The 24380-nt window shown below is 45.0% G+C and carries 16 protein-coding genes; 2 read left to right on the top strand and 14 right to left on the bottom strand.

Going from position 1 to position 24380, the window contains the following annotated elements; genetic code table 11:
* Positions 1-115 precede the first annotated feature (115 nt).
* From AABW11_RS03055 to AABW11_RS03085, 7 genes are all read right to left on the bottom strand, one after another.
* A complete protein-coding gene (locus AABW11_RS03055; RefSeq protein WP_340103296.1) occupies positions 116-271 on the bottom strand; it encodes a type II toxin-antitoxin system MqsA family antitoxin in 156 nt (51 codons plus the stop codon).
* Between the two features lie 82 nt (positions 272-353).
* Entirely contained in the window at positions 354-761 is a 408-nt protein-coding gene (locus AABW11_RS03060) for a type II toxin-antitoxin system VapC family toxin (RefSeq protein ID WP_340103297.1), read from the bottom strand.
* Positions 752-982: a hypothetical protein gene (locus tag AABW11_RS03065; protein WP_340103298.1), complete on the bottom strand. Its 231-nt coding sequence runs from the start codon at positions 980-982 to the stop codon at positions 752-754. The genes AABW11_RS03060 and AABW11_RS03065 overlap by 10 nt, the downstream gene beginning before the upstream one ends.
* 382 nt (positions 983-1364) lie before the next feature.
* On the bottom strand, positions 1365-2090 hold the full coding sequence (locus tag AABW11_RS03070) for a sugar transferase (RefSeq protein WP_340103299.1): 726 nt from the start codon (positions 2088-2090) through the stop codon (positions 1365-1367).
* A 563-nt stretch (positions 2091-2653) separates the two neighbouring features.
* Entirely contained in the window at positions 2654-6079 is a 3426-nt protein-coding gene (locus tag AABW11_RS03075; RefSeq protein ID WP_340103300.1) for a HEAT repeat domain-containing protein, read from the bottom strand.
* A 236-nt stretch (positions 6080-6315) separates the two neighbouring features.
* Positions 6316-8064 carry a RagB/SusD family nutrient uptake outer membrane protein gene (locus AABW11_RS03080; protein WP_340103301.1) on the bottom strand — a complete coding sequence of 583 codons (1749 nt, stop codon included), beginning with the start codon at positions 8062-8064 and terminating at the stop codon, positions 6316-6318.
* A 20-nt stretch (positions 8065-8084) separates the two neighbouring features.
* Positions 8085-11204: a SusC/RagA family TonB-linked outer membrane protein gene (locus AABW11_RS03085; RefSeq protein WP_340103302.1), complete on the bottom strand. Its 3120-nt coding sequence runs from the start codon at positions 11202-11204 to the stop codon at positions 8085-8087.
* 1067 nt (positions 11205-12271) lie between these two features.
* Here AABW11_RS03085 and AABW11_RS03090 point away from each other — a divergent pair.
* Together AABW11_RS03090 and AABW11_RS03095 are read left to right on the top strand one after the other, a co-directional pair.
* Positions 12272-13321: an arabinan endo-1,5-alpha-L-arabinosidase gene (locus AABW11_RS03090; protein WP_445263733.1), complete on the top strand. Its 1050-nt coding sequence runs from the start codon at positions 12272-12274 to the stop codon at positions 13319-13321.
* Between the two features lie 177 nt (positions 13322-13498).
* Complete coding sequence (locus AABW11_RS03095) at positions 13499-14449, top strand: arabinan endo-1,5-alpha-L-arabinosidase (protein ID WP_340103304.1); 951 nt, start codon at positions 13499-13501, stop codon at positions 14447-14449.
* A gap of 739 nt (positions 14450-15188) precedes the next feature.
* Here the strand turns inward: AABW11_RS03095 and AABW11_RS03100 are convergent.
* From AABW11_RS03100 to AABW11_RS03130, 7 genes are all read right to left on the bottom strand, one after another.
* Positions 15189-15656: a transposase gene (locus AABW11_RS03100; protein ID WP_340103305.1), complete on the bottom strand. Its 468-nt coding sequence runs from the start codon at positions 15654-15656 to the stop codon at positions 15189-15191.
* Between the two features lie 516 nt (positions 15657-16172).
* Entirely contained in the window at positions 16173-16904 is a 732-nt protein-coding gene (locus tag AABW11_RS03105; RefSeq protein ID WP_340103306.1) for a ThuA domain-containing protein, read from the bottom strand.
* A gap of 397 nt (positions 16905-17301) precedes the next feature.
* The gene (locus AABW11_RS03110) at positions 17302-19053 is read right to left on the bottom strand and encodes a sodium:solute symporter (RefSeq protein WP_340103307.1); all 1752 of its coding nucleotides are present in this window, start codon (positions 19051-19053) and stop codon (positions 17302-17304) included.
* 199 nt (positions 19054-19252) lie between these two features.
* The gene (locus tag AABW11_RS03115) at positions 19253-20653 is read right to left on the bottom strand and encodes an L-fucose/L-arabinose isomerase family protein (protein WP_340103308.1); all 1401 of its coding nucleotides are present in this window, start codon (positions 20651-20653) and stop codon (positions 19253-19255) included.
* A gap of 22 nt (positions 20654-20675) precedes the next feature.
* Complete coding sequence (gene araD, locus AABW11_RS03120) at positions 20676-21377, bottom strand: L-ribulose-5-phosphate 4-epimerase AraD (protein WP_340103309.1); 702 nt, start codon at positions 21375-21377, stop codon at positions 20676-20678.
* Positions 21374-23083: a ribulokinase gene (locus AABW11_RS03125; protein WP_340103310.1), complete on the bottom strand. Its 1710-nt coding sequence runs from the start codon at positions 23081-23083 to the stop codon at positions 21374-21376. Before AABW11_RS03125 ends, araD begins: the two co-directional genes overlap by 4 nt.
* A 501-nt stretch (positions 23084-23584) precedes the next feature.
* On the bottom strand, positions 23585-24295 hold the full coding sequence (locus AABW11_RS03130) for an NUDIX hydrolase (RefSeq protein WP_340103311.1): 711 nt from the start codon (positions 24293-24295) through the stop codon (positions 23585-23587).
* Between the last annotated feature and the right edge of the window lie 85 nt (positions 24296-24380).

A 24380-nucleotide genomic window follows, 5' to 3' on the forward strand; every position in this document is an offset into this window, starting at 1 on the left:
GACATTTTTTTTAACAAGCTTTTAAAGCCGATAGTGACATGACTTCCACGACGCTGTGTTTGTCTTTTGCTTCTTTTACGATCGTTTCAATTTTGTCGTTGACCGTATTATCGAGCTATTCCATTCCACATTGGGAACAGATCGTGGCTGGAACATTTCGAATAACCACTACTCCACTTCCAAAATCTACGGTAAAGGTGGTTTCACCTTTTTCCGTACGTCCTCCACAGGAAGGAAAAATAGCCGGTGGTGCAAATTTTGGGTTTTTCATTATTTTCATTTTTCTCCAAATCCGTCCCTTTGGGATTACCTTTAATCACTAAGACAGATCACCTTTATATCTGAAATCCTTTTCAATGCTTCATCTTCAATGCTTCATCGTTGGTCAAAAAAATATCCGCATTCATATTAAGGGCGGTAGAAATTTGTATAGCATCCGGTGTTCGTATGTAATATTTAGCTCTTAATTTTGCAGCATTTTCAGAAATTTCATGAGTCACTTCAAAAGTAGTTAACCTTTCTGCATTCAATAATATATCTCTGTATTTCTTGGCCAATTTACCATTATCTGTCCTGTATGGCTGAACCAGAACTTCCAATAAAGTTATATTCGATGTTATAGCTTCTATTGAACCCTTTTCAATATTTTCAAAAATCGGCTTGGCAATAACTCCAAAATGTGAATGCTTTTCCATATAATAGATGAATGGAGCAGTGTCAATAAACACTCTTTTATTTAGGAGTTTCTCTATTAATCCCAAGAATTTCTCTCCTTTCGGATGTATTCTTGTACGTCAACTTCATTCCAGATTTCTGCACCTAAGCCATCAAGTTCTGTAATTTTGTGTTTACCAGATTTTCTTCCCACGTGTTTTTTTAATTTAGCGGATAATAATTCAACCAAACTTAGTTGTTGCTCAGGATCAAGATTATCTACTCCTCGTACGTAATCTTCGTAAGTCAAAACACTATTTTTTTTCATAAATTCACCTTTATATTCTGTATTAAATCTTTTCTTCCACAAGAAAATTGGACATGATAGGAAAATGAAAGATTTAAGATAACAGATTGTCCCAAAGGGATGCCTTGGGGCAATCTTCAATTATCATTTCTTCTATATCTTTTGAATCAGTTCAACAAAATTTAATACATGCACTTGGTCAACTAACGGCTTTATACTTGTAATCTTATCATCAGTTGTGATTAAGTAATCACAATCTGACTCTATTGCACAAGCAATATGAAGCGAGTTTTTGATATTGAATAAATTGAAGATTACAAATTGAAGATTATTAATTGTGAATGATCAATTTTCGCCGAGGGCATCCCTTTGGGACAATTTTGAATTTTCAATCTTCAATTCATTAGTGCCCATTCGTATCACGGACCACCATCCGTTTCACTGTTTTGTAGATGATTTTCATATCAAATGAAAATGACGTTTTTTCTATATAAATCAGGTCAAAGTCCAGGCGCTTACGCATCAGTTCCACATCGAGTGTTCCGCCGCGGTATCCCTGGGCTTGAGCAAAACCGGTAATGCCGGGCTTTAAAATATATCGATAATAGTGATCATCAAACGCCCGGTTCCAGTAGGCACATTCATCTACCGGGTAAGGCCGGGGTCCCACAAGGCTCATTTCGCCTTTCATCACATTCAGAATCTGAGGCAGTTCATCCAGGTTTGTTTTACGCAGGAACTGGCCAAATGAAAAGATTCGATTATCCCCCTTTTGGGTGACAACCGGCAGGCCGTTCTCAGCTTTTTTCTGAACCACATGCATTGTACGGAACTTATAGCAGAAGAAAATATTGCCATTTTTCCCGGTACGCGGCTGCTTAAACAAAACCGGGCCTTTAGATGTTAATTTGATTCCCGCAGCTATAAAAGGATATAATATGAAAAAACCCGTAAGAGCCAGAGCGCCGATCATCAAGTCCAGCACTCGTTTTGCCGAATAGCCGGTTTTCGGAATAGCCTCAAAAACGTTAGGCCTCACGTAAGTAATCGAACTGTCAGCGGATTCCCTTGTTTTGACCTTCTCTTTTAATACTCTTTGCCTCAGTACTGTATCTGTTGCTGCACTCATAAATGTTTAGTCGTCAAAAAGTTATCGCACCTAAAGTCTCTGCCACACCGTGATGTCGTATGCTATTTTAAGCGCAAAAATTAAGTGTTAAAAAGTTTTAATCCAAAAAATATTTCAGATCATTTGATACAATTGTGATAGGTCAAAGATCATACCAACCCAGCAGCTAAAAGTTGTATTCTTGCTGTTTTTCACAATATTTGGCTGGGTTACTTCCTATAGCCGATAATTGCCTTCTTTGTAAAGTAAAGGCCTCACTCTGCCATGAAGTTATTGCTACAAGTACATGGAGGCGAATACCTACCATAATCTGCTAATTTCTATAATTACGTGCAGTAATGAATCTTCCATTTGCATCTGCCTGTTTATCGGCAATGGTTCAAATTACTTAAAGAATTGCGCTCACTATTTAATTTAGATTAAACTCAGCTTAATCATTTTTTCTTTTTTTAATTTTACAGGGACAGTTTATGTAAGGAATCATTTTCTTATTCAGATGGAAATTTTTTCCTCATTTATATTTGAGAGAGACGGAGTGACGGTAGATGAAAGAACTTTGCCAACTAATGACTTTCAATTTCCTCTTCGGCGTTATCTCCACTGGGACCATCGAGAGTTGTCATGAACTCAACTAAATCGCGCAGCTCTCTGCGAGTTAGCAGGTCACCCATGGCCGGCATGGAGGACGGCGTGGTTTCAGCGGATTCGATATCTGATTTCTGAATGGTTCGTGAACCATCGCCATCGGAAAGCACGTAGTAGCTATCCGTCTCTTCCTGAAGTGCCCCGCGAATCGTTTCGCCATTGGCCATTGTTGCAGTAACTACGCCGTATCCCGGTGCAATCCTGGCTGATGGCGCAACCATCGATTCAAGAAGTCCTTCACGTGACATCCGGGTTGCGACGGCCGTCAGTTCAGGCCCGACTTCGCCCCCGCTTCCGTCAACAGCGTGGCACCGAATACACTGAGCCGAAGGATTTTGATAAAAAATACGGCCACCTTCGCCGGCATCACCGCCCCTGAGAGCTCCACGATAGGCAGCAAGTACACCCTCTGAAGATTTTGAGTCCATATAATCATTGAGATTAGCTTTAAGCTCATCCGAACTGAGGCTTTGAACCGTTTCGATAAGTTCAACATGAACAGCCACGGGAAGTTCGCCATTTGACATACGGCTGATCTGTTCGTTCAGAAATCGGTAGGATGCCTCATTGTCGAGATCGGCAAACGCCTGGAGTGCCGACTGTTTCTCTTCTACAGACTCCTCCTGGAAAGCAGCACTTAGAAGTGCCACCGCAGTTTCATCATCGATTTCAAGGTTCGGAATCATCAAAATGGCGGCCATTCGCACTGACTGATCATTATCATCAAGAGCAACCCGGATCGCCTCATCAATATTTGCATATCCGAGTGTTTGCAGGCCTCTCAGCGCCGCCACACGTACATTGACTGACCCGCCCTCACTCACAAGATTGTGTACACTTTCCGTGGCATCCCGATAATCAAGTTGGGCAATCGTTTCAATTACAGCCACCTGAACGTCAGCAGACGAATCTGACAAAAGCTGTTCCGCGACAGACGCAAGGGCGTTGCGGGCATCATCGGCACTGTTTTGCATTTGTCCCCGATGCCGGCCTGTTACCCGGTCAAAAATAGAGGGTTCGTCCCAAAATCGAAGTGTTCTGAGAGCTTCAATTCTCATGGCTTCTGACTGATTCATATCGGTCGCAAAACGCGTCAGCCGGTCTGCATTTTCTGCCGTACCTGTATAAAGATTTGCATTAATGATTCGGCGAATCAATGGCTCGTTATCAAACCGGGGATTATCAAGCAGGGCTGCCAGTTGTGGCATGGCCTCATCCACGAACGCATCGTCGCTGATTGCACGCGCCGCATTTGTAACCACGAATTCACTTTCATCATCCAGGAATCGCGCAGATCCCGGATGCTCCAGGCGTTTGAGCGCCACTACAGCTGCAATCCGAACAGCTTCCGAGTTATGCTCTGACAAGTCAGCAAGAGCTTCTCCATTTTCAAAACGGGCGAGTGCAATTGCCCCGGCATGCCGCAGGTAGACGTCCTCGTCATTATTCTCTTCCAGCATCTGAACGACTTCATCAAAGGCTTTGCCGTAGCTCATTCGTCCCAATGCTTCCGTAGCAAAAAATCTAACTCGCGGATGCTCATCCTGCAGAAGCGGTACGATGGATTCAGCGGCGGGATTGTAACGGACATCCCCCAGCCATTTTGCCGCCTGTGCACGAATTTCGTAGTCTGAATCATTTAGCAGGTCAATCAAAGGATCCACTGCATCAGCGGTTTCCCGTCCAAGCTGTGCCAGCCCCCAAATACCGTGAATTCTTGCCAGCTGCTCATCACTTTCGCCAATGGCACGTTGAAATGAGTCTGCATCTCCCCGACCGGCCAGCTCAAACTGGGCTTTCTGCCGTACCCGCATATCTTCATGCCCCAGATACTCGATCAACAAATCTGCATCGTGCTCTTCAAAAGAGTCGGCGAGCAGTTCTTTAGTTTCAAGACGCTTTTCTGAATTGGCATTATCTGCATCATCAAGTTTCCAGATGCGTCCCTGGTCTTTTTGTCCCCAGCCCTGAATCCAGTCGGTCATATACATCGCGCCATCGGGACCAAAGTCGAGCCCAACAGCGAGAACACCTTTTAGCGCCTCTTGCTCAGTTGCAAGTTCGTAAGATGCTCCGTTTTCATCGAGTGTGAAAGCATAAATGGGTGAATTAGCAACAGATCCCCGAAAAGACATCACAAAAAAGTGATCGTCCCAGCTGTCGTTCAATGCAGTTCCCGGGTTGTAGGTCATACCTGCCGGCCCGGAATGAAATCCTTTCAGTGGCGGAAGGATATGTGCAGCTTGTCCCTCCCACCGGGGTCTGAAATACTCTTCATCCATCCACACTTTATAGTCATTATTTTTGTCATCCGTGTACTTTCCAAACTGCCAGTTTGTGCGCCAGCCGCTGTCCGATCCATTAATGAGATACACAAGCCGTTCAAACTCTCCTGCGTGATCGCCATCATTATCAACCGTAATCAGGTTACCGTATTTATCAAACACAAACTCGTGTGTGTTCCGAACGCCGGCTGCAAAAACTTCAAAATTGCTTCCATCGGGATCAGATCGAAGAATAGCGCCCCTGTTTGGGTAGTGCCATCTTTTTCCTTCCTGATCTGTCACGCTAAAGCCCATGTCGCCAATACCCCAATAAATGCGTCCGTCAGGACCAACTGTAGCTCCTGACATACCGTGACCACTAAACCCGATGTGAACATTATATCCGTGACTGATCGATTCCTTAGTATCGCTGATGCCGTCGTTATTTGTATCCCTTGTTCGCCACATATCGGGGCCTACACCTATAAACACATCGCCATTGTGCTTTAACACAGTTCCGGCCACATCCGTGACTTCACTGTTGAAATCTCTTATATAAAGTTGTGAACGATCGGCATACCCATCGCCTGACGAATCTTCTACCGTCCAGATCTCTTCGCTCAATACGGTGAGATCGGTCCAGTCGTGTTCTCCATCCCCGTTATGATCCCACAACCATTCATTCTGATCGCTTTTTTCCGGGGCAAGTTCCTCATGCAAAAACTCCCGCCTGTCTTCAACAGTCTCCCAGGTCATCGATTCGATAAGCCAGCTTTGATCGACATCACGAATATCGAACTCCGAGTTCCGGCTTCGGTTTGTTACCGTAACCCATGCTTTGCCGGAGTCGTCCATATCTATTCCAATGGGATCTCCCAACAGATCTGTTGTTGCCCAAAGAGAGACCGAGAGGTCCTCAGGTGTTTCAGTTGCCTCAGATTCAGCCAGTTCCGCATCCATAGTTCGGGCCTCCTCACCAGAGACGGTTCTTATTTCGGGTTCCTGGTGTGTTTGTCCGCAGCCTGCTAATCCGATTAGACAAATTGCAAACAGTAGAGAATGGGTAAATTTTAAGTTCATCTGTATATGTTTAGATATGATAACATGTTTTCGATAACATAAAGAAAATCACATTGATTAGAAGGTGATTTACATACTTTTTTTTGGTGAGGGTGCATCTTAAACATAAAAAGAGACGAGTCATCAACCCGTCTCTTTTTGAGGTACGTAAAATAGTAAACTGGCTGAGGCACGCTGTACCATCAGCCAGTTTTGTACATCACCCGTATTTTTATACGAGTGTTAAGAGTTCTTAATTAGTAACCAGGATTTTGTCCGAGATCCGGATTCAGATCTCGCTCACCCGATGGTATTGGCCAAAGATAATCTCTTGGTGCCTGAAATGATCGGTCATGAATTCCCGGCAGAGGATTAAATTCGCCACTATTGTTAGCAACATCAATGCCGTGAGTTTTATCATTCAGCAGATTTACGGCGCTTCCCCATCTTCGGATATCCGGCAGATGAAGACCTTCCCAGGCAAGCTCGATGGTTCGTTCATTTCGGATGAAGTCGATCGCTTCCTGCTGATTCATCGCTGTTACATCATAGGGATATGGCAGATTTACACGATCGCGTATTTCCTGAATAGCATCGTTGACTGACGCATCCAGTTCATTCAGCTCGGCTTTTGCTTCGGCATACATCAGCATCACATCAGCCAACCGCATTTTGATAATGTTCAGGCCGCTATTTCCCGGTGACGGCTGATCCTGCGGATCAACATATTTCATGGCTATATAGCCTGTATACGTGTTATTGAAATCCGTACTCAGGATTCTGTCTGACGTTGGGCTGCAATATCCCTCAGGAGCTCCACCACTACAGGCTGGGTAGGAGTTGTAGACAGCACCATTAAACTCGCCACCAGGATAGAGCACGGTTCCGTAGAATCGCGGGTCACGGTCTGCATACCTGCCCAGTGTTTCTACTGTGGGTGTTCCATTTGCATAGGTAATACGGGGGGGAACTGGGTCATACATGGGAGACTCCTCAATCGTAAGACCATCTGCCATTGGGAACATATCTACCAGTTCACGGGTTGGCGACACGTCTACGTTACCACCCATTGAGCTTGGAGCAAAACCCAGCCATGCCCACCAGCCATTCTGACCCTCAACTTTTTGGTAGTCAAATATAATTTCGCTGCTCTGCTCACCTGCGTAGGTAAAGAGCTCACGGAAATCAGGATGAAGTGAGTAGACATTCAGATCCATCACGGCTTGTGCCTTATCAACTGCTGTATTGTAAAGCTCATTAGCCCTTGAAGCGTTGCCTTCATGATTATCCTGCCAGCTCGCCTCATATAAAGCAGTTCTGGCGTGATAAGCCAGGGCTGCTCCTTTGGTGGCACGGCCATATTGGCTCGATGGCAAGACGGATTCCAGCAAGTTTGCGGCTTCCGTCAGATCAGAATCAATACGGGCGTATACCTCCTCTCGTGACGACCGGCTAACTTCCCTTGCCTCCTTTACAGTTGGTATACTCGTAAAGACAGGGACTTCGCCAAACATCCAGAGGAGTTCATGATAGAAATATCCTCTCAGAAACAATGCTTCACCGCGAATTCTGTCTGTTGCATCCGGCGTGAGAACACCGCTTTCAACTTGTTCCAGACGCGCCAGAATTTCATTTGCCCGGCTGATTCCGGTGAAATTTCTTGCCCAGATACCGGCTGACCATCCTGAAAGTGCATTTGCACGTCCCATCACATACTCATGCTGACGCATCCAGTCTGCATGAGAATATGCAATCTCCGTTGCACCATCGAAGTAAATCGGGTCCAGATTTACCCCCATCATCCTGTCATACGCACCGTTCAACCCGGTGTTAAAATCGCGCTCACTCCCCCAGAATGTCGCGGAGGACACGCGGTCGGTCGGTACAGTTGTGAGGAGTTCATCATCGCAGCTTGTTACTCCGATTGCGATAACGAAAACCAGTATACCTTGAAACAGTACTTTCAAGTTCCTTGTCATCTTATATCTCATAGTTTTTTTATTCATAATAGTCCTTATATAGTCGTTTAGAAGCTGATGTTTGCACCGAAGCTGATCACCTTCGTCTGCGGGTAATAATCACCCACTGTCCATGGATATTCAGGATCCAGATCGATTCCCAGGTTGTTTTTTGTCCACAGGTTTTTGCCTGTTACATAAAACCGGGCGCTACCTATACCTATACGGCTGATGACATTCTCAGGCAGCGTATACCCAAGCTGTACATTTCGCAGTTTCATAAAGCTTCCGTCCAGGATCCACCAAGAGTTTGTGGTGTAGTAGTTCCGGTTCACGTTTGAGTAGTACGCGGGATGTCGGGCATCCGGATTTTCTGGTGTCCAGTAATCATTGTGCCATTCAGACGTGTAATTTTCCCAAACCGGCCCCTGGGCAAACCCAAGACCGAGATATTGGTCACGTTTTCCAACTCCCTGCAGGAAACCGCTGAAGTCGAAATTTTTATAGGCAAGATTTATATTAAAACCGAAGATATAGCGTGGATTAGGATCTCCAATCACAACACGATCCTCTTCGTTAATAACGCCATCACTGTTTTGATCTTTGTAAATAATATCGCCAAGACGCGTTACCTGACCTGCAGGTTGTGCGTGAGAGTCGATCTGATCGTATGAGCTGAAAAGCCCCTCAGCTTCCAGGCCATACCAGGCGCCGATAGGCGTTCCTTCCTGGATTACATTGCCGCCAAGGTTACCGCCTTCCACATATGGACCGGTGCCAACCAGGTCAACCACTTCATTTCTGTTGTCAGAAAGATTCAGATCAATTCCATAGCTGAAATCGCCCGAGACATCCTGCCATCCAATAGCAAGCTCCCATCCTTTGTTCTCAACAATTCCGGCATTTTGAAACGGTGCATTCAAACCTACCATTTCCGGAATTGAGAGCGGAAGCAAAATATCTTCCGTTCGGCGTGAATACACATCACCGGATACAGTCAGGCGATCTTCCAGAAATGCTGAATCAAACCCAATATTAAGAACCGTTGTAGTTTCCCATGACAGCTCTTCATTAACCAGATTAGTAGCAGCACCGCCCGTTGTCTGGGTTCCGGGTGAGTTACCCAGTAGGTACGGAATATTCAGATTTATTGACGAATAGTACGAGTAAAGCGGTACGTCCTGGTTGCCCAGCTTTCCCCAAGATCCGCGCACTTTAAACTCGTCAACAAAGTCAAAATTAAAGAAATCTTCTTCAGTCACTCTCCACCCAAGTGAGAATGAAGGGAAGAATCCATACCGGTGTCCTTCTGCAAACCGGCTTGAACCGTCCATTCGTGCGTTGAACTCAAACATGTATCTGTTAAGAAATTCATAATTCACGCGTGTAAATGCAGAACGAAGCGCCCATTCATTTCCGAATCCAAGGTTTCCGTCATTTGAAGAGTTGCCAAGGTTCAGCTGCTGCAATTCATTATTATAGAATTGATCTCTCCATGCTCTGAATTCATCATATTCGAAATTAATTTGCTCGTAACCGACAATACCGGATACGCTATGCATCTCATTGAATTCATGACCAAAATCAACAATTCCTTGCAGAGTCAATTGACGATCTGTGCTCGATCTGTTTTCACCGAAACTAGGGCCCCAGTAATATGCATTAGACGGATAGGTTGGAATCAAATTTGGATCAGTTCGGAATAGATTCCAATCCATACTGCCATAATCATATGAGGCAAGTGTTTGAAGTTCTGCCCAGCCCGGAATCAGATCATAATTAAGCCGGCCTGTCACTTTACCTTCCCAAAACACACGGTCTTCGTTACCGCTCACTTCAGCTGAAGCCAATGGACTACGACCAAATAGGTTCAACCCATAGGTTCCATCACTAAAACGTGTTCGGCGCGTAGGAGGCGTATCATGTACAATATAGAATGTAGACGCCCAGTTTTCGGCGGGAATCACATCCCATCGACGGTTAGCGGATACATCGAGTCCACCCGAAATTCTGTCCGTCATCTGGAAATCAGAGTTCAGGCGAACGCCATACCGGTCGGCTCCCGTATTTGCCATCATTCCTTCCTCGCTCATGTAATTAAGAGACAAGGAGTAACGTGCATTTACATTACCACCCGAAATTTGAAGTGTGTGATCCTGGATAGGTGCCGGATCAAACATAGCGTCCAGCCATTCATTATCTGGATAGGCATCAGGGTCAGTGCCGGCAATTGTATTCTGAATATAGTCTTCAGTGTAGCGTGGCCCATATCTTGAGTCATTGCGACACGCAGCCTCTGACCTACCATCACGACCATCAAGACACCAATTCAATAAATTTGTACGGGCAAGATTGGCGAGCCGCATGTGGTTTTCAGTACTTACACGTTTCGGGAACGATGTAATATCCTGCATACCAAAATAGCCGTTGTAATTAACCTGCAATCCTTGTGCAGAGCCACGTTTTGTTGTCACAAGAATAACGCCATTAGCAGCCCTTGAGCCATAAATAGCGGCTGATGACGCATCTTTCAGGACTGATATTCGCTCCACGTCGTTAATGTTAACATTTGCAAGATTCCCAGCTACACCGTCAATCAAAATAAGCGGCCGGGCTGCTCCTGCACTTCCGGTATCGCCTCCGCGACCCAATGTGCCCTGTCCCCTGATAAGAAGATCAAGCTGGTTGCGTCCCGGTCTGTCGCCACCATCAAGCAGCTGTAAACCCGGGGCCATCCCCTGAAGGGCGTGCGTCACCGTTGGCACGGGAGCTCTGGCCATTTGATCGGTTGCAACGGTTGCAATGGAACCTGTAAGGCTCTCCTTGCTTTGCGTTCCATACCCTACAACAACAATATCGTCGCCCATGAGTACACTAGGCTGGAGCGCGATATCGAGCACGCTTCTGCCTTCGAGTGCAACTTCGAGGGTTGTGTATCCAATGTATGTGAAGACCAGAGTCGCATTGTCATCCGGCGTTGAAAGTTCAAACGTACCGTCGATGTTAGTTGATGTTCCCTGGTCCGTACCCAAAATAAGAACACTTACCCCGGGAAGGGCTTCACGGGAATCTGCATCAATAACAGTTCCGGTAACCTCGTGTTGTGCCTGGGCTGTGTTCCACACCAATAGGAGTGGAATCAAAGCCAGGAGTTTATAAAAAAGAGTGTGATGTACCTGTTTTTTCATAGCTCTAGGTTTGTTTTTTGGTAATTAAGACTTGGGACCGCTTTCACGACTTAGAGAACAACAGGGGGTGCTAATTCCCGTAAACTAACGTTCATCGACAAAGCGCTTCCAACAGCTTTCTAAAAGTGTCAATTTCACATTTATAAAGCAATACCTTGAATAAATGTCTTTTGAACACTAATTAATCACCCGATTCAGAACTCAAAATCACTCTATTTGATAAATTACAAGGCTTTTAGACGGCAGCATGGAGTAAATCTTTGAAAAAATCTGGATGTAAAAAATTGTAAAACGTAAAATTATCAAGTTTTTTATGTTCATGGTCGAATCAAATATTCATTCAAAGTAGAATCCGATTTCGCAACATTGGGTAAATTGCCTATTAAATTCTCCAGTCGAATTGTCAAAATTTTATACGCCGAAAATGTCGCGATTAGTTAAACCCATTCCGTGTGTACAGCTTCACTCTAATTCAATACAACCGTCAAATCAATCAGAAGGCCAGTAAACTCTCTTGCTGAATTACAGCTGATAGTTCATGACAGTCCACTTTAAAAGGCTCTCTGCCTAAAACACACCTCTTGGAGATTAAAATGAAAGACCACAGTACTTTGAAGAAGGAGTTAATGTAACGGCCTTGAGTTAACGGCAGCGTGGCAATAAGGGATCAGATCAAGAGAATACATGTCAACAATTTTTTTACTATGACGTCTTTCAAACGCTAAACCAATGATCAAAACCGGTTTCTTTAGCAATAAAAGAAATACCTGATCTTTAAGAGCTCTTTTATTATCGACATCTCCAATTTTTGCCGAAAAGTCTATGTTTACAAATTTTCATTCGGTAAACTCAAAAATTTTATAGAACATGTGATGAGCATTCAATACAAATACATGAGTTTGTTAACCAGTTCAATTGTTGACAGCAAACTCCATCTATCAACCTGTATCCTCAAATTTGAGTCAATGATACACCCGCTTCACAACAGAGTAAGACACAACCTATTAAGCCACCTTTTGATACTACCGTTTTTCATTCTTGCTGTGACGAGTTGTATTTCAACACAGGTGCCATTGGAAGATTCAGAGAATATGCGCGATAATCTCCACCTGAACATAAGCGTCCACGATCCGTCTATGATCGAACACGACGGAAGATATTATATGTTTCATACTGGCCGTGGTATTGCCAACTGGGTATCGCGTGATATGGAAAACTGGATTCGCCTTGATCCTGTTTTTGAGTCGGCCCCGGAATGGACACAGGATGTTGTCCCGGAGTTTGGGAATCACATCTGGGCACCCAGTATAACCTTCCACAACGGCACCTATTATCTCTACTACTCTGTATCCTCCTTTGGCCGTAATAATTCAGCCATCGGTCTGGTAACCAATCAAACGCTTAATCCCGACGATCCTGAATTTGAGTGGGTCGATCAGGGGATTGTCATTGAATCGGTCCCCGGCCGCGACATGTGGAATGCTATTGATGCCACGCTATCGTTTGATGAGGACGGCACGCCCTGGCTGGCGTTTGGTTCACACTGGATGGGTATTAAACTGGTTCAGCTTGAAGATGATCTAAAAACAGTTGCTATCACGCCGGAAGGAAACGAGTGGTACACCATTGCCGAACGACATCGTTACTGGAAACTCGATGAACGCGATGCGGGCGATTCTGCAAATCCTGAGCTCGACTACGACGAACTGTATCCCGATTCTATTCTTGAACTAAATCGCCAATCGGAAAGCGGCGCCATTGAAGCTCCGTTTATTTTTAAGAAAGGTGATTATTACTACCTGTTTGTGTCATGGGATCGCTGCTGCCGGGGTGTTAATAGCACTTATAAAGTAGTCGTCGGCCGATCTGAATCGATTACCGGACCCTACCTCAGCAAAACCGGTCAGCGCATGGATTACGGCGGTGGCTCCATTGTCGTGAAAGGCAATGACGAATACGCGGCAGTCGGCCATAATTCGGTCTACACATTTGACGGCACGGATTACCTGGTGGCTCATGGCTATGATCTTAGTGACGAAGGCCGATCGAAGCTGGTTATCCTCGAAGTCACCTGGGATGATGATGACTGGCCTGTTGTTGAGCTCGACAGAGACTGATTTCCAGATTGAATTCGATATTTCTCATTTACTTATGACAAACCCTTACACAGATTAACAATGACACTTTCGACACAATCAGGATTCAAAAGAAAAAGAATATTTCTATACACTCAAATCAATTCGCTTTTATTTTCTCTGATGATAGTGGTTTTTTTCATCACTCTTTTGTCACCCATGGCTCACGCACAACACCTTGATGTTGGTGTTCACGATCCTGTGATGATTCAGCAGGATGATCAGTACTATCTGTTTGCCACCGGGCGGGGTATTGCCATGTGGACGTCACCGGATATGGAAAACTGGGAACGGCTTGACCCTATTTTTGAAGAAGCTCCCGAATGGACCCACAACATTGTTGAGGGAGGCCGTTACCATCTTTGGGCACCTGATATTACGTATCACGACGGCATGTACTATCTCTACTACTCCGTCTCAGCTTTTGGGAGAAACACATCGGCTATTGGCGTACTATCAAACCCAACACTCCACCCTGACGATCCCAACTATAACTGGACCGATCACGGACAGGTTGTGCGCTCGGTTCCCGGCCGGGATCTTTGGAATGCCATTGACCCCAATATCGCCTTTGATGATGAGGGCACTCCCTGGATGTCGTTCGGTTCATTTTGGAAAGGCATGAAGCTTGTTCGACTGAATGACAATATGATCGAAATTGATACAGATAATCAAGAGTGGCATACCATCGCGGCACGCCATCGCTACTGGAAGCTTGAAGACCGCAATGCCGGTAACTCAATGAACGGTGCTATTGAAGCCCCATTTATTTTCAAGAAAAACGGGTATTACTATAATTTTGTCTCCTGGGACGTTTGCTGTCGCGGTGAAGACAGCACCTACAAAATTGTAGTGGGGCGCTCGCGAGATATGACCGGCCCCTATCTTGATAAAGAGGGGGAAAATATGGTTCATGGCGGCGGCTCGCTTGTGTTACAGGGTGATGAAAATTATGCTGGAATCGGCCATCAATCTGCCTACACGTTTAACGGCATCGATTACCTTGTTGCCCATGGCTATGATCTCCGTGATGAGGGCCGCGCCAAACTCATTATTCTTGAAATGACCTGGGATAAGAATGACTGGCCGGTAGTGAATTTGTATGAGTAGAGAGGTTTACTTGATGATTAAATAAGTCAAGTCACATAGAAAATCTAAAAATTGAACATTACCATGCGGGTTACCGGAAACTGGTTTTTTCTACTGTACCAATTTGTGTGTAGCCATCCATTTCTAAATTTTTTTATCACCAATAACATAAAATAGTCCTTATCTCTGAAAAGAGAATCTCCTGAGTTCGACACTTTTAAAATGCATCATGTTTTTAGTCAATAAAAACAATTAGTTAACCCATTCATGCTCATCATTTTGGGTGTCCCAAGACCTCTCAAGGTAACTTGGTTCGCAGCAAATACCGGTTTCTCAGGCTTTCTACTTGAACTATGTCATTACTTTCTTATACAGATAATTCAAGTCTCATAGAAAGCTGATGATTTGAATAAAAACAGTGACAGGTGGTAATCAATGCTATTATGCCCCTTACTTTTGGTCCGCCAAAAGTAAGCAAAAACTCCAGGCTGTGATGGCTTCCGGGCACGGTTTGCCCCGCACGGTTACACTATGAGAATGCTCACGGTGTGAGCGCTCATAGCGATTTCTCCCGTGCTGTAGTGCAAACCATGCTATCCCTCCACCCATCAAGGCCGGAATCCTTCTTCCTAATCAATATTGCCGGATTTGTTGAATGAATTATTTCTGGGTGTCCCAGTGTCGAACTCAGGAAAATAGTCCTTATCTCTGAAAAGAGAATCTATTTCAAAAATAAAGTGAATGATGTTTTTTTCTTAATTTAGCACAAAGCAGCTCCAACGGAGCGCCGGTCAATAGCATTGTGCAACGCGTGATGACGATGACATGCAAATAACCCCATCCCGCAGCCCCAACGTGGGCGAAGGCCTGAGATGTCAGTCCCACACATATCGCGTTCATCAAAATCAATGCCGTATTGGTTTAAAATTTTTCTGTATTCATCCTTAAAGCTCACCCTTTGATGGTGTTTGTGCTGATTTATTGTGTATTCAATCACGGTGTCCACATGGTTCGGGGATACAGAGAAAATCCCGTATCCATCTTGCCAATAGAAATCAGCATACCGTGGATCGATAGTTTTCACCCATTTGGATGACCCCCGCTTGACTTGCTGAATTAATGTCATCTGAGCAATCTTTCTTAACAGCAGGCATAAAAAGATGAATGTGATTTTTATGTCCTTCAACCTGAACGGGATAACACTCCAAATCTTTACAAATTCCGCCAATGTGATTGTGGCATGATAAGGTTTTGTCTGGATGACGCCCTTTCAGGGCTTATGTTATTTACTGCCACTTCTGCCATAGCGCGCTGCACTATATTATTGACATATCCCCCTTTGGGGCAAAGAAGATCCTGAAATAAAAAGCCAGACGTATTTACGATCACGTTATACATAAATCTAAAAAAATAATATGGACACTTTTTTCGTGATCACATAACTAAAGAAGATGCTTATTTTACCAACTAACGATAAGCAGCCCTATTTCTTTCCCTTTCAGCCGTAAAGTTGACTATAAAACTGGTAGTTTGGTTTTAAATTACTTTCCTCTTGCCCAATAGCTTCGTAATTACATGAGTTCGAGTCGTGTGACAAGTGAATTTCACTTTAATAAGTCCGAAAAAGGCGTCATGCCGAATCGAGGTCCGGCATGACACTTTTGGGAATTAATTTATAACGGAACGCCCATTTTGAATAGCTTTCTCTATTCGTATTCTTTAATCGAACTCAGATGAATTACTCTTATTCCTGCAGCCACTCCACACTATTCTCCAGTATTGCGACGAACGCTTCATGGGTATGAGCATCGCCATCATGACCAAGCGTGATGTTTAGGACTTTACCATCACCGTGTTCTGTGGCCCAGACTACCGGATATTCGTTTCCGGTATCAGGTTCAATCCCGGTTGCCAATACATGCATGTCTACACCGTCCTCATCCCGCTGAAACCGATAGAGTTCGTCGGTAATAGTAAATCGTTGTGGTACGTTCTGCATCACCGGATGATCTTCGTCGTTTACCACAACCTCAAATTCACCAAGCGGACCGTGACTATTGGAACCACCGCCAATCAGGTTGCTGAAATACTCGGGCCAGTCCCAGATAAACCAAGTGGATGCATGTAACAAAACCAAGCCGTTTCCGGCTTCTACAAAATCTAAAATAGCATCGGGATAGGCATCGTGGTCGATCGCCTGGTTCGTACTCATCACCAGAAGATCAGCGGTCTCCAGCTGGGAAACTGCTTCAGCGGGATCAGATGTATAGCTGACCGACGCCCCGGTTCCTGCAATGATCGTTGAATCTTCTTCATTGAACCAGCGATCAAAATTGTGATGGTCTCCACCGCCAAAGATCAGTACGCTGGGTTGATCAGCAGATTGATCGGATTGTGCTTCCGAAGAACATGAAATGAAGGAAAAGATTAGTAAAATAGGTAATACGTATGAAAGAATAGATGTACGAGATTTCATTTTTGTCTGTTTTAAGTTGAATTGATCTTTTTCAATATAGTAAGGGACAATTTTGTCGAAATAAGCGAGCAACGCAATGTTAAACATGTGATTAGGTATTAAATCTGAATCTATGCTTCACGGCAGTGGCAAACGCTTTTTCATTGAAAAATAGGAGATCGCGGGTCAACGCCCGCGATGACACCTTTTTTTTACAACCATCATATTACGTCATGCCACGCTATGGGGCGTGGCATCTCTCATTCTCGCCAGATCTGTAATCCTGCCACTGGTAACTTATTCCCGTTACAAATATGGGAGATCGCGGGTCTGTGCCCGCGATGACAAGTTATGGTGCAGATTCAGAGATCCAGCGTCGGGGCGCGGAATGACAGCTTCCGGATTTCAAAATATATAGTTAACTAAAAAACAGGTAGATAATCACAATAAATACAATCAGCAGTATTGATGTGGACATATCCAGCCAGTTCCAGCTGCTCCTGTTTTCAGACCGGTCGGTGTCAGTCAGGGTTCCAAAGGTCAGCCCGGAAATCCTCTCGTAATCCGGCGGCTTAGTCATGTAGCTTACCCCGACCATTACAGCAACTGTTACTATAAATATGAACAGACTGTAGTACTGAAAAAACGTATTGCTCACAATCCAGAGGAATGACCCCTCGGCGTAGGCGAATCCATCAATCAGCGCAACCGGCGTATCAATGGCAAGCCTGAAAATGCCAAGAGAAAATCCTGCGAACAGTGCGGCAAGACATCCCTCCTTATTCAGTCGTTTAAAGAATATCCCCAGGAAAAAGACCACAAATATCGGCGGGGCAAGGTAAGACTGAACACCTTGCAGGTAATCATAAAGTCCCCTACTTCCCTGGATAACCGGAATCCAGGCCAGGCCAATGATAACCATGACTACAGTGGCAAGCCGTCCCATTAATACTAATCGTTCTTCTGATGACTCCGGCCGGAATTTTCGATAAAAGTCCATTGTAAACAGTGTTGACGATGCATTAAACACACCGGCAAGAGAACTCATCAGCGCAGCCAACAAACCTGCAACCACGATTCCCCGGATTCCAACGGGAAGTATCTCAGTGACAAGCATTGGAAATGCAGCCTGGGCATTTTGCGTGATTACCTCGCCATCAGCGTTAATGAGAGTTTCCTGGAGCATTGCATTTTGACCCGATTCAGCAAGTGCAAACGCGATAATACCGGGAAGGATAAAAATAAATACAGGAAGCAATTTGAGAAAAGCAGCTGCAATGGATCCGCGTCGTGCTTCCGTAATATTTTCGGCACCCAGCGCCCGCTGTACAATATATTGATCGGTCGTCCAGTACCACAGGCCCACAATTGGTGCAGCAAAAAGCATTCCCAGCCATGGATAGTTGGTGTTGAAATACCATGCCATTCTATCTTCCTCAAGCACAGGTGCCCATGTACCTTCCATTCCTTCAGGGACAAGTGGCTTCCACAGATCAAACATATCTTCTCCAACAATGCTGATGAGCTGATCCCAGCCGCCTATGGCCTGAAGACCGTAAATCATTACCAGAAGAGATCCGAATATCAACACAACTGTTTGAAGAGCTTCGGTATATGCAACGGCACGCAAACCACCCAGAACAGTATAGGCGCCTGTAAAAAGGATCACGAGAATAGATCCGATCCAGAAGCTGTTCATGCCCATAAAATTCAGCTCAGGCATCAGCACACTAAATACAATACCACCCGCAAAAATCCCCACTGCAATTTTGGTGAGAACGTATGCTACCAGCGATATTCCCGATAGCAGTGTTCGAGCAAGCGGTGAAAATCGCCGTTCAAGAAACTCGGGCATTGTAAACACTTTCGACCGGATAAAAAATGGCACCATCACCCAGCCAAGAACCAGCAGACACCAGGCGTGAAGCTCATAATGAGCCATTGCAACCCCATCCGTAGTTCCCGATCCTGCAAGCCCAACCAGGTGTTCCGATCCAATATTTGATGAGAAAATGGATGCCCCGACAATTAAAAATCCGAGGTGGCGACCAGCGAGAAAATAGTCATCCGGCGTATCCGTTTTTTGACGGATTACCCACCAGGCAAGCCAGCCAATCAGGAAAAAATATGCGGCAATAATGACCCAGTCGAGAGTTGCTAATGTTCCCATAAAATGCGTGCTATAAAAGTTTAAGTTATGTTAGACAGTTCATCAAAAGCAGTTAAAGAGGGCTTTGCGCAGTAGGCACCCCGACGAGGAAATGCCCATCTGTCAGCTGGTTTTGCGCCAACAGCATTACTTTGGGCCGGCTGATGGGTGGCCTTTACCCGTCAGCCCATAGAAACAACGTGCAGACGGGGCGGCCTCACTAAACTTCGACATATTCAATCCCGAGTATTCGTGCGAGCATTCGCCATTTTTCGCGCTGATCGCCAAGCTGCAGCGTTTGATGGTGAGTGCCGCCTGCACGAAGCCAGCCGTCGTTGGCAGCCCTGAGGCCACGGTCGGGTTTGAAATGGAAATAGGGCATTTCAATCGTTTCTACTTCTTCTGTATCCAGGATATCTCCATATATCGTTACCAGCCGAAACAGACCTCCCGAAAGGCCAACAAGCGAGACCATTGTAGCGGGGCCAGGCTGCGCCATAAAGACCGGAGTGGGCGGATTATCGAGATCACCAATACCAAGCTCGCGATTGGCAAGCCTGACCGGTTTTCCCTCCCTGGCCACTTTCCAGTTACCTTCGCCCATGTGGCTCATCAGCATCGATCCTTTTTCAAAATCCATCGCGTACATTTCAGTGAAATGCGCTGCACCGTTCAACAGGTGCCCGGCTGCCACTATGCTTGCCGCATTCGTGTCACCTTCCGCACCATAGCCATACCCCTCCGACATCAGGTTTGATGCGGCCAGCATGTTTATCTGGCTGAACCGGCCGTCGCCTTTGAACGAGTCGAAATGTGCGGAAAAGCCGTCATAGTCGTTCTTTTCAAGAAAATCTTTAAACCCAAGATACATCCTAACTGCATATCGAAGCGTGTCAGCGGGCATATCGTCATCTATATCAAACTGCTCTTCATGACGCTGAATCTCTTTGTCCAGCACGTCATCATTCACATCCTCCATCAACCGGTAAATGTCGCCCATATATTCGCGATTCACTTCCGGACCTATAATACGAGTCAGTGCTGCGTCATCAGTTAAAGTATCCCCTACGCCGTGCATTTTACCAAAGGCTGCAATCTTCATTTTTTTCATCTCTGATGCAGTCATCGCTGATATTGACCAGTCAGCCACAAAGGATTTAAACTCATCACTTTTCCAATCTGCTGAGATCACCTCATACGACTCACCGGCGGTTCTTAGCAACGCATTAGCCATATCCTGTGCGCCGTGAATACCCTGGTTGTAGGTCAGATCGGCCATATCCCAATCAGTTCGGACCACCGGTTCGGGCTGAATATTTGCCAGAAGAATCGGCAAGTTGTTTTTTTGGAGTGCCCTCACAGTTCGCATGGATGGCCCATACGTAAGCATCACAATCATGATTCCATCGAGGCCAGCATGATTAAAATTTCCCATGATCTCTTCAATATCGCTTCTGTTCCTTGCTGCTCTTGGAAACGTCCAATCGGCAACATCCGAAAGCTGACTGCAAACATCACGGGCGTAGCCCTCCTGCCGTTCCGTAATTCCAGGCAGTGATTTGTCATAAAGTTCCTGCATGATTCCTAAAAGGCCAATTCGTGGCTTTCTATTTTTTCTCATTTACCTATCGTTAAGATTTAAATTACCCCTGCCCGTAGTAGGCATCCTTTCCATGCTTTCGCTGAAAATGTTTCTTGATGAGGGTTTGTTTTAGTTTAGGCGCATCCGGCCTTATTTGCTTGGTAATGGAAGCCATTTTTGCAACTTCTTCCAGAACAGCACTTTTATAAACTGCTTCATCCACTGATTTGCCCCATGTAAATGGAGCATGGCTGCCAACCAATATCATACCGGCATCTTCATGAGAGATTTCTCGGTTCCTGAATTCCGAGATGATCTGCATACCGGTTTCAAATTCATAATCGCCCTCAATCTTGTCATCTGCCATTGGCTGCGTACAAGGAATATCCATTGCAAGATGATCGGCGTGAGTGGTTCCCAGAATAGGCAGATCCGTCAGAGACTGTGCCCAGGCTGTGGCATAGGTTGAGTGAGTGTGAACGACCCCGCCCACGTTTTCCCAATGTTTGTACAAAGCGGCATGAGTTAGCGTATCTGATGAAGGGCGCAGTGAACCTTCAACAACCTTTCCGTTAAAGTCGACAATAACCATATCACCGGGCTCAAGATCATCATAAGGCACACCGCTTGGCTTGATGGCAAACACGCGATTATCACGGTCAGCTGCACTGGCGTTACCGAATGTAAACAATACGAGCTTCAGCTCGGGGAGTCGCATATTGGCTTTATACGCTTTCTCTTTGATCCCAAAATACGTGCTCATAACTGTGCCTTTGTTTCGTCATTTTCTATATGTGCTCTCGCTTCGATGACCTCACCAAATTGCTGATATCTGCTGTAAAGTTCTTTGTAGATATCAGTCTTCTGTTTATCCGGGTGATATGTTTTTTCAAACCCGTCTCCCATAGAGGTCATTGCCTTTTCAACTGTTGGAAAAAGGCCTGCAGCCGTTGCCGCAAACATAGCTGCACCCATCGCACACGTTTCATCAGACCGTACAATTTTAATGGGCATATCGAGTACATTGGCAAGCGTTTGCATGACATAGGGTGACTTCTTTGCCACTCCCCCCAAGCCTATCACACCATCAATTTCAATTCCTTCGGATTCAAAACGCTCAACAATCGCTTTTGCTCCAAAGCATGTAGCTTCAACAAGTGCTTTAAACATATGAGGGGCGTCGGTGGCCAGGTTAAGTCCCTCAAATGCTGCTTTCAGATGTTGATCTGCATCCGGTGTACGGCGGCCGTTAAGCCAGTCGAGGGCGATTTCGTCATCGGGTGACGGCTCTAGTTTTGATGCGGCATCGGAAAGAATTTGGATGGTGTGATTATCCAGGTGGGTTTGTAAGCGCTTTTTTTCTGAGCTGTTTAAAAAATCGATATCCTCCAATCCATGCTTTACCGGCCACTGTAATATATCTTTAAACCATGCATACACATCTCCAAAAGCCGACTGCCCAGCCTCGAGACCCATTAAGCCCGGGATTACGGATCCATCAACCTGACCACAAATACCGCGGATCAATTTTCCATCGATATCGTTGTGAGGTACAACCAGCATATCACATGTTGATGTCCCCATCACACGGCTAAGATAGTAGGGTTTAATTTCTCCACCAACGGCACCCATATGAGCATCAAAAGCCCCCACCCCTATCGTGATGTCCGTATTCAAACTCCATTTTTCAGCCCATTTGGAGGATAGCGATCCCGCAGCCTGATCAGATGTTTCAGTAGTTCTGTAAAGCCTCTCCCTCAAACCTGACAGCAGAGGGTCCAATGAGGATAAAAATTCCTCCGACGGCAGCCCGTCAAATTCTTCATGCCACATCGCTTTATGTCCTGCAGCACAACGGCTTCTCTTCATACTGGCGACATCTGTTCCACCAGTTAGTTCGAAGGTAATCCAGTCGCAGTGTTCGGCCCAGGAATAAGCGGCGTCACGCACATTTTCATCCATTCTGCTAATGTGTAATAACTTCGCCCAAAACCATTCTGACGAGTAAATTCCGCCGACATACTTTGTGTAGTTCGTTTCTGGCCAGGCAGAGGCGAGTGCGTTAATTTCACCTGCTTCTTCAATCGCGGTGTGATCTTTCCAGAGTATAAACATCGCGTTCGGATTCTCTTGAAATCCTTCAGTTAACGCAAGTGGTTCACCTTTCTGAGTTACCGCTACCGGCGTCGACCCGGTTGTATCAATTGACATGCCTTTAACTAAGGATTTTTCCTCGACAGACAGATCAGAAACAATCTCGCTCACGGCTGTTTCCATCGACTCGAGGTAATCCAGAGGATGCTGACGAAATTGATTCTGTGAAGGATTACAGTAAAGCCCCTGCTTCCATCGCGGGTATTCTGATGTGGAAACTCCTCTTACATTACCGTTTATATCAATCAAAATGGCACGAACGGAATCCGTGCCAAAATCAATACCAATGACTAGATCAGCAGCTTCTTTCACCATCTTTATGCTGTTTGGTTGATGTCAACTTGTACTCAATGATGTATGCCCGTTAACACTTTCATATCAAGGACTAGTAAGTAAGTGTTATTGTAACACTTTTCGAGGAGTGCGTCAAATGCTACTTTCTTGTAATTGCAAATTTATAAATAGTTGAAGAGAGTTTTGTAAGACAGTTGATCAGAGATTAATCTCCGAACCTACGGGATGAAATATGGTTTAGAGAGGGATTTGCAAAACCAGGGATTTAATTTAGCAATGGAGATCCGGAATCCATTTAAGAGTTGTAAACCTAAGGCCAAACTTTTTTCAAATAGCTATAGGTGCCAAACCCAGAAATATGGAGCAATTCGATATTTGATAAAACCAGTTTATGTACTCAAGCGCCAGCGAGAAACCACGGCTATCACATTTTACGGACGGTTTTTCATTTCAGTGATTATCGAATCTTTATCACATAAGAAATCTCGGAAGGATTCTTTTAAGATAAGCTAATGCCGAAGCCTATACTTTCGGCGGCTTGAACATCATTTTTGTTCCGCCATTCTTGTTCTTCTGTTCCGAGTACTTGTCTTCGTCGAACTTATAAAGGTAGGCCCCCTTCTTGGAATACTTCTTCTGTTTTTTGTCTGTCTTCTCAAGAACATTCATCGATAAAATGCGACGACGAAAATTACGTTTATCGAGGCTTGTCTCATAGATCGCTTCATACAGCTGCTGAAGTTCCGGAAGAGTAAAGGTATCCGGTAACAGCTCAAAACCGACCGGCTGGTTTGATGCTTTATGACGTAAACGAGCCTTTGCCAGGCTTACCATCTCTTCGTGATCAAAAATCAGGTTCGGCAGCTCATCGATAGGAAACCACTTGGCACCAAATTCCGGAAGAAGATTTTTATCATGATCATTTAGATTAATCAAAGCGTAGTAGGCAACTGATATCGTACGGGCAACAGGATCACGGTCAACTTTACCGAATCCTTTAAGTTGTTCGAGGTAAATATCTTTCAAACCGGTAAGGGAAGAAAGTATTCGGCTGGCCGCCTCATCAAGGCTTTCATCCGACTCAAGAAATCCCCCCATCAAAGACCAGTCCCCTTTTCGGGGTTCAAAGTTTCTTTTGATTAATAGCAGTTTCAGATCCTTGCGGTCGAAGCCAAATATAATACAGTCGAGTGCCACGTAGCACTGCTTATGTTCAGAATAAGAATAATCCATAAAATAATGTTAGTTATCAGAACAGAAAATACCGCATTTCTGCCTCAAAATTGTCAATTATAATTGAGCATGATCCCTTTAATAG

It is taken from the genome of Rhodohalobacter sp. 8-1, assembly GCF_038150125.1.
In the GTDB taxonomy this organism is placed as follows: Bacteria; Bacteroidota; Rhodothermia; order Balneolales; family Balneolaceae; genus SW132.

Coding starts and splice junctions, on each gene's coding strand:
- AABW11_RS03125 (WP_340103310.1), bottom strand. CDS start 23,083: ATGGTGAAAGAAGCTGCTGATCTAGTCATTGGTATTGATTTTGGCACG.
- AABW11_RS03110 (WP_340103307.1), bottom strand. CDS start 19,053: ATGGGAACATTAGCAACTCTCGACTGGGTCATTATTGCCGCATATTTT.
- araD (WP_340103309.1), bottom strand. CDS start 21,377: ATGAGCACGTATTTTGGGATCAAAGAGAAAGCGTATAAAGCCAATATG.
- AABW11_RS03075 (WP_340103300.1), bottom strand. CDS start 6,079: ATGAACTTAAAATTTACCCATTCTCTACTGTTTGCAATTTGTCTAATC.
- AABW11_RS03080 (WP_340103301.1), bottom strand. CDS start 8,064: ATGAATAAAAAAACTATGAGATATAAGATGACAAGGAACTTGAAAGTA.
- AABW11_RS03065 (WP_340103298.1), bottom strand. CDS start 982: ATGAAAAAAAATAGTGTTTTGACTTACGAAGATTACGTACGAGGAGTA.
- AABW11_RS03130 (WP_340103311.1), bottom strand. CDS start 24,295: ATGGATTATTCTTATTCTGAACATAAGCAGTGCTACGTGGCACTCGAC.
- AABW11_RS03055 (WP_340103296.1), bottom strand. CDS start 271: ATGAAAAACCCAAAATTTGCACCACCGGCTATTTTTCCTTCCTGTGGA.
- AABW11_RS03070 (WP_340103299.1), bottom strand. CDS start 2,090: ATGAGTGCAGCAACAGATACAGTACTGAGGCAAAGAGTATTAAAAGAG.
- AABW11_RS03105 (WP_340103306.1), bottom strand. CDS start 16,904: ATGAAATCTCGTACATCTATTCTTTCATACGTATTACCTATTTTACTA.
- AABW11_RS03085 (WP_340103302.1), bottom strand. CDS start 11,204: ATGAAAAAACAGGTACATCACACTCTTTTTTATAAACTCCTGGCTTTG.
- AABW11_RS03095 (WP_340103304.1), top strand. CDS start 13,499: ATGGCTCACGCACAACACCTTGATGTTGGTGTTCACGATCCTGTGATG.
- AABW11_RS03115 (WP_340103308.1), bottom strand. CDS start 20,653: ATGAGAAAAAATAGAAAGCCACGAATTGGCCTTTTAGGAATCATGCAG.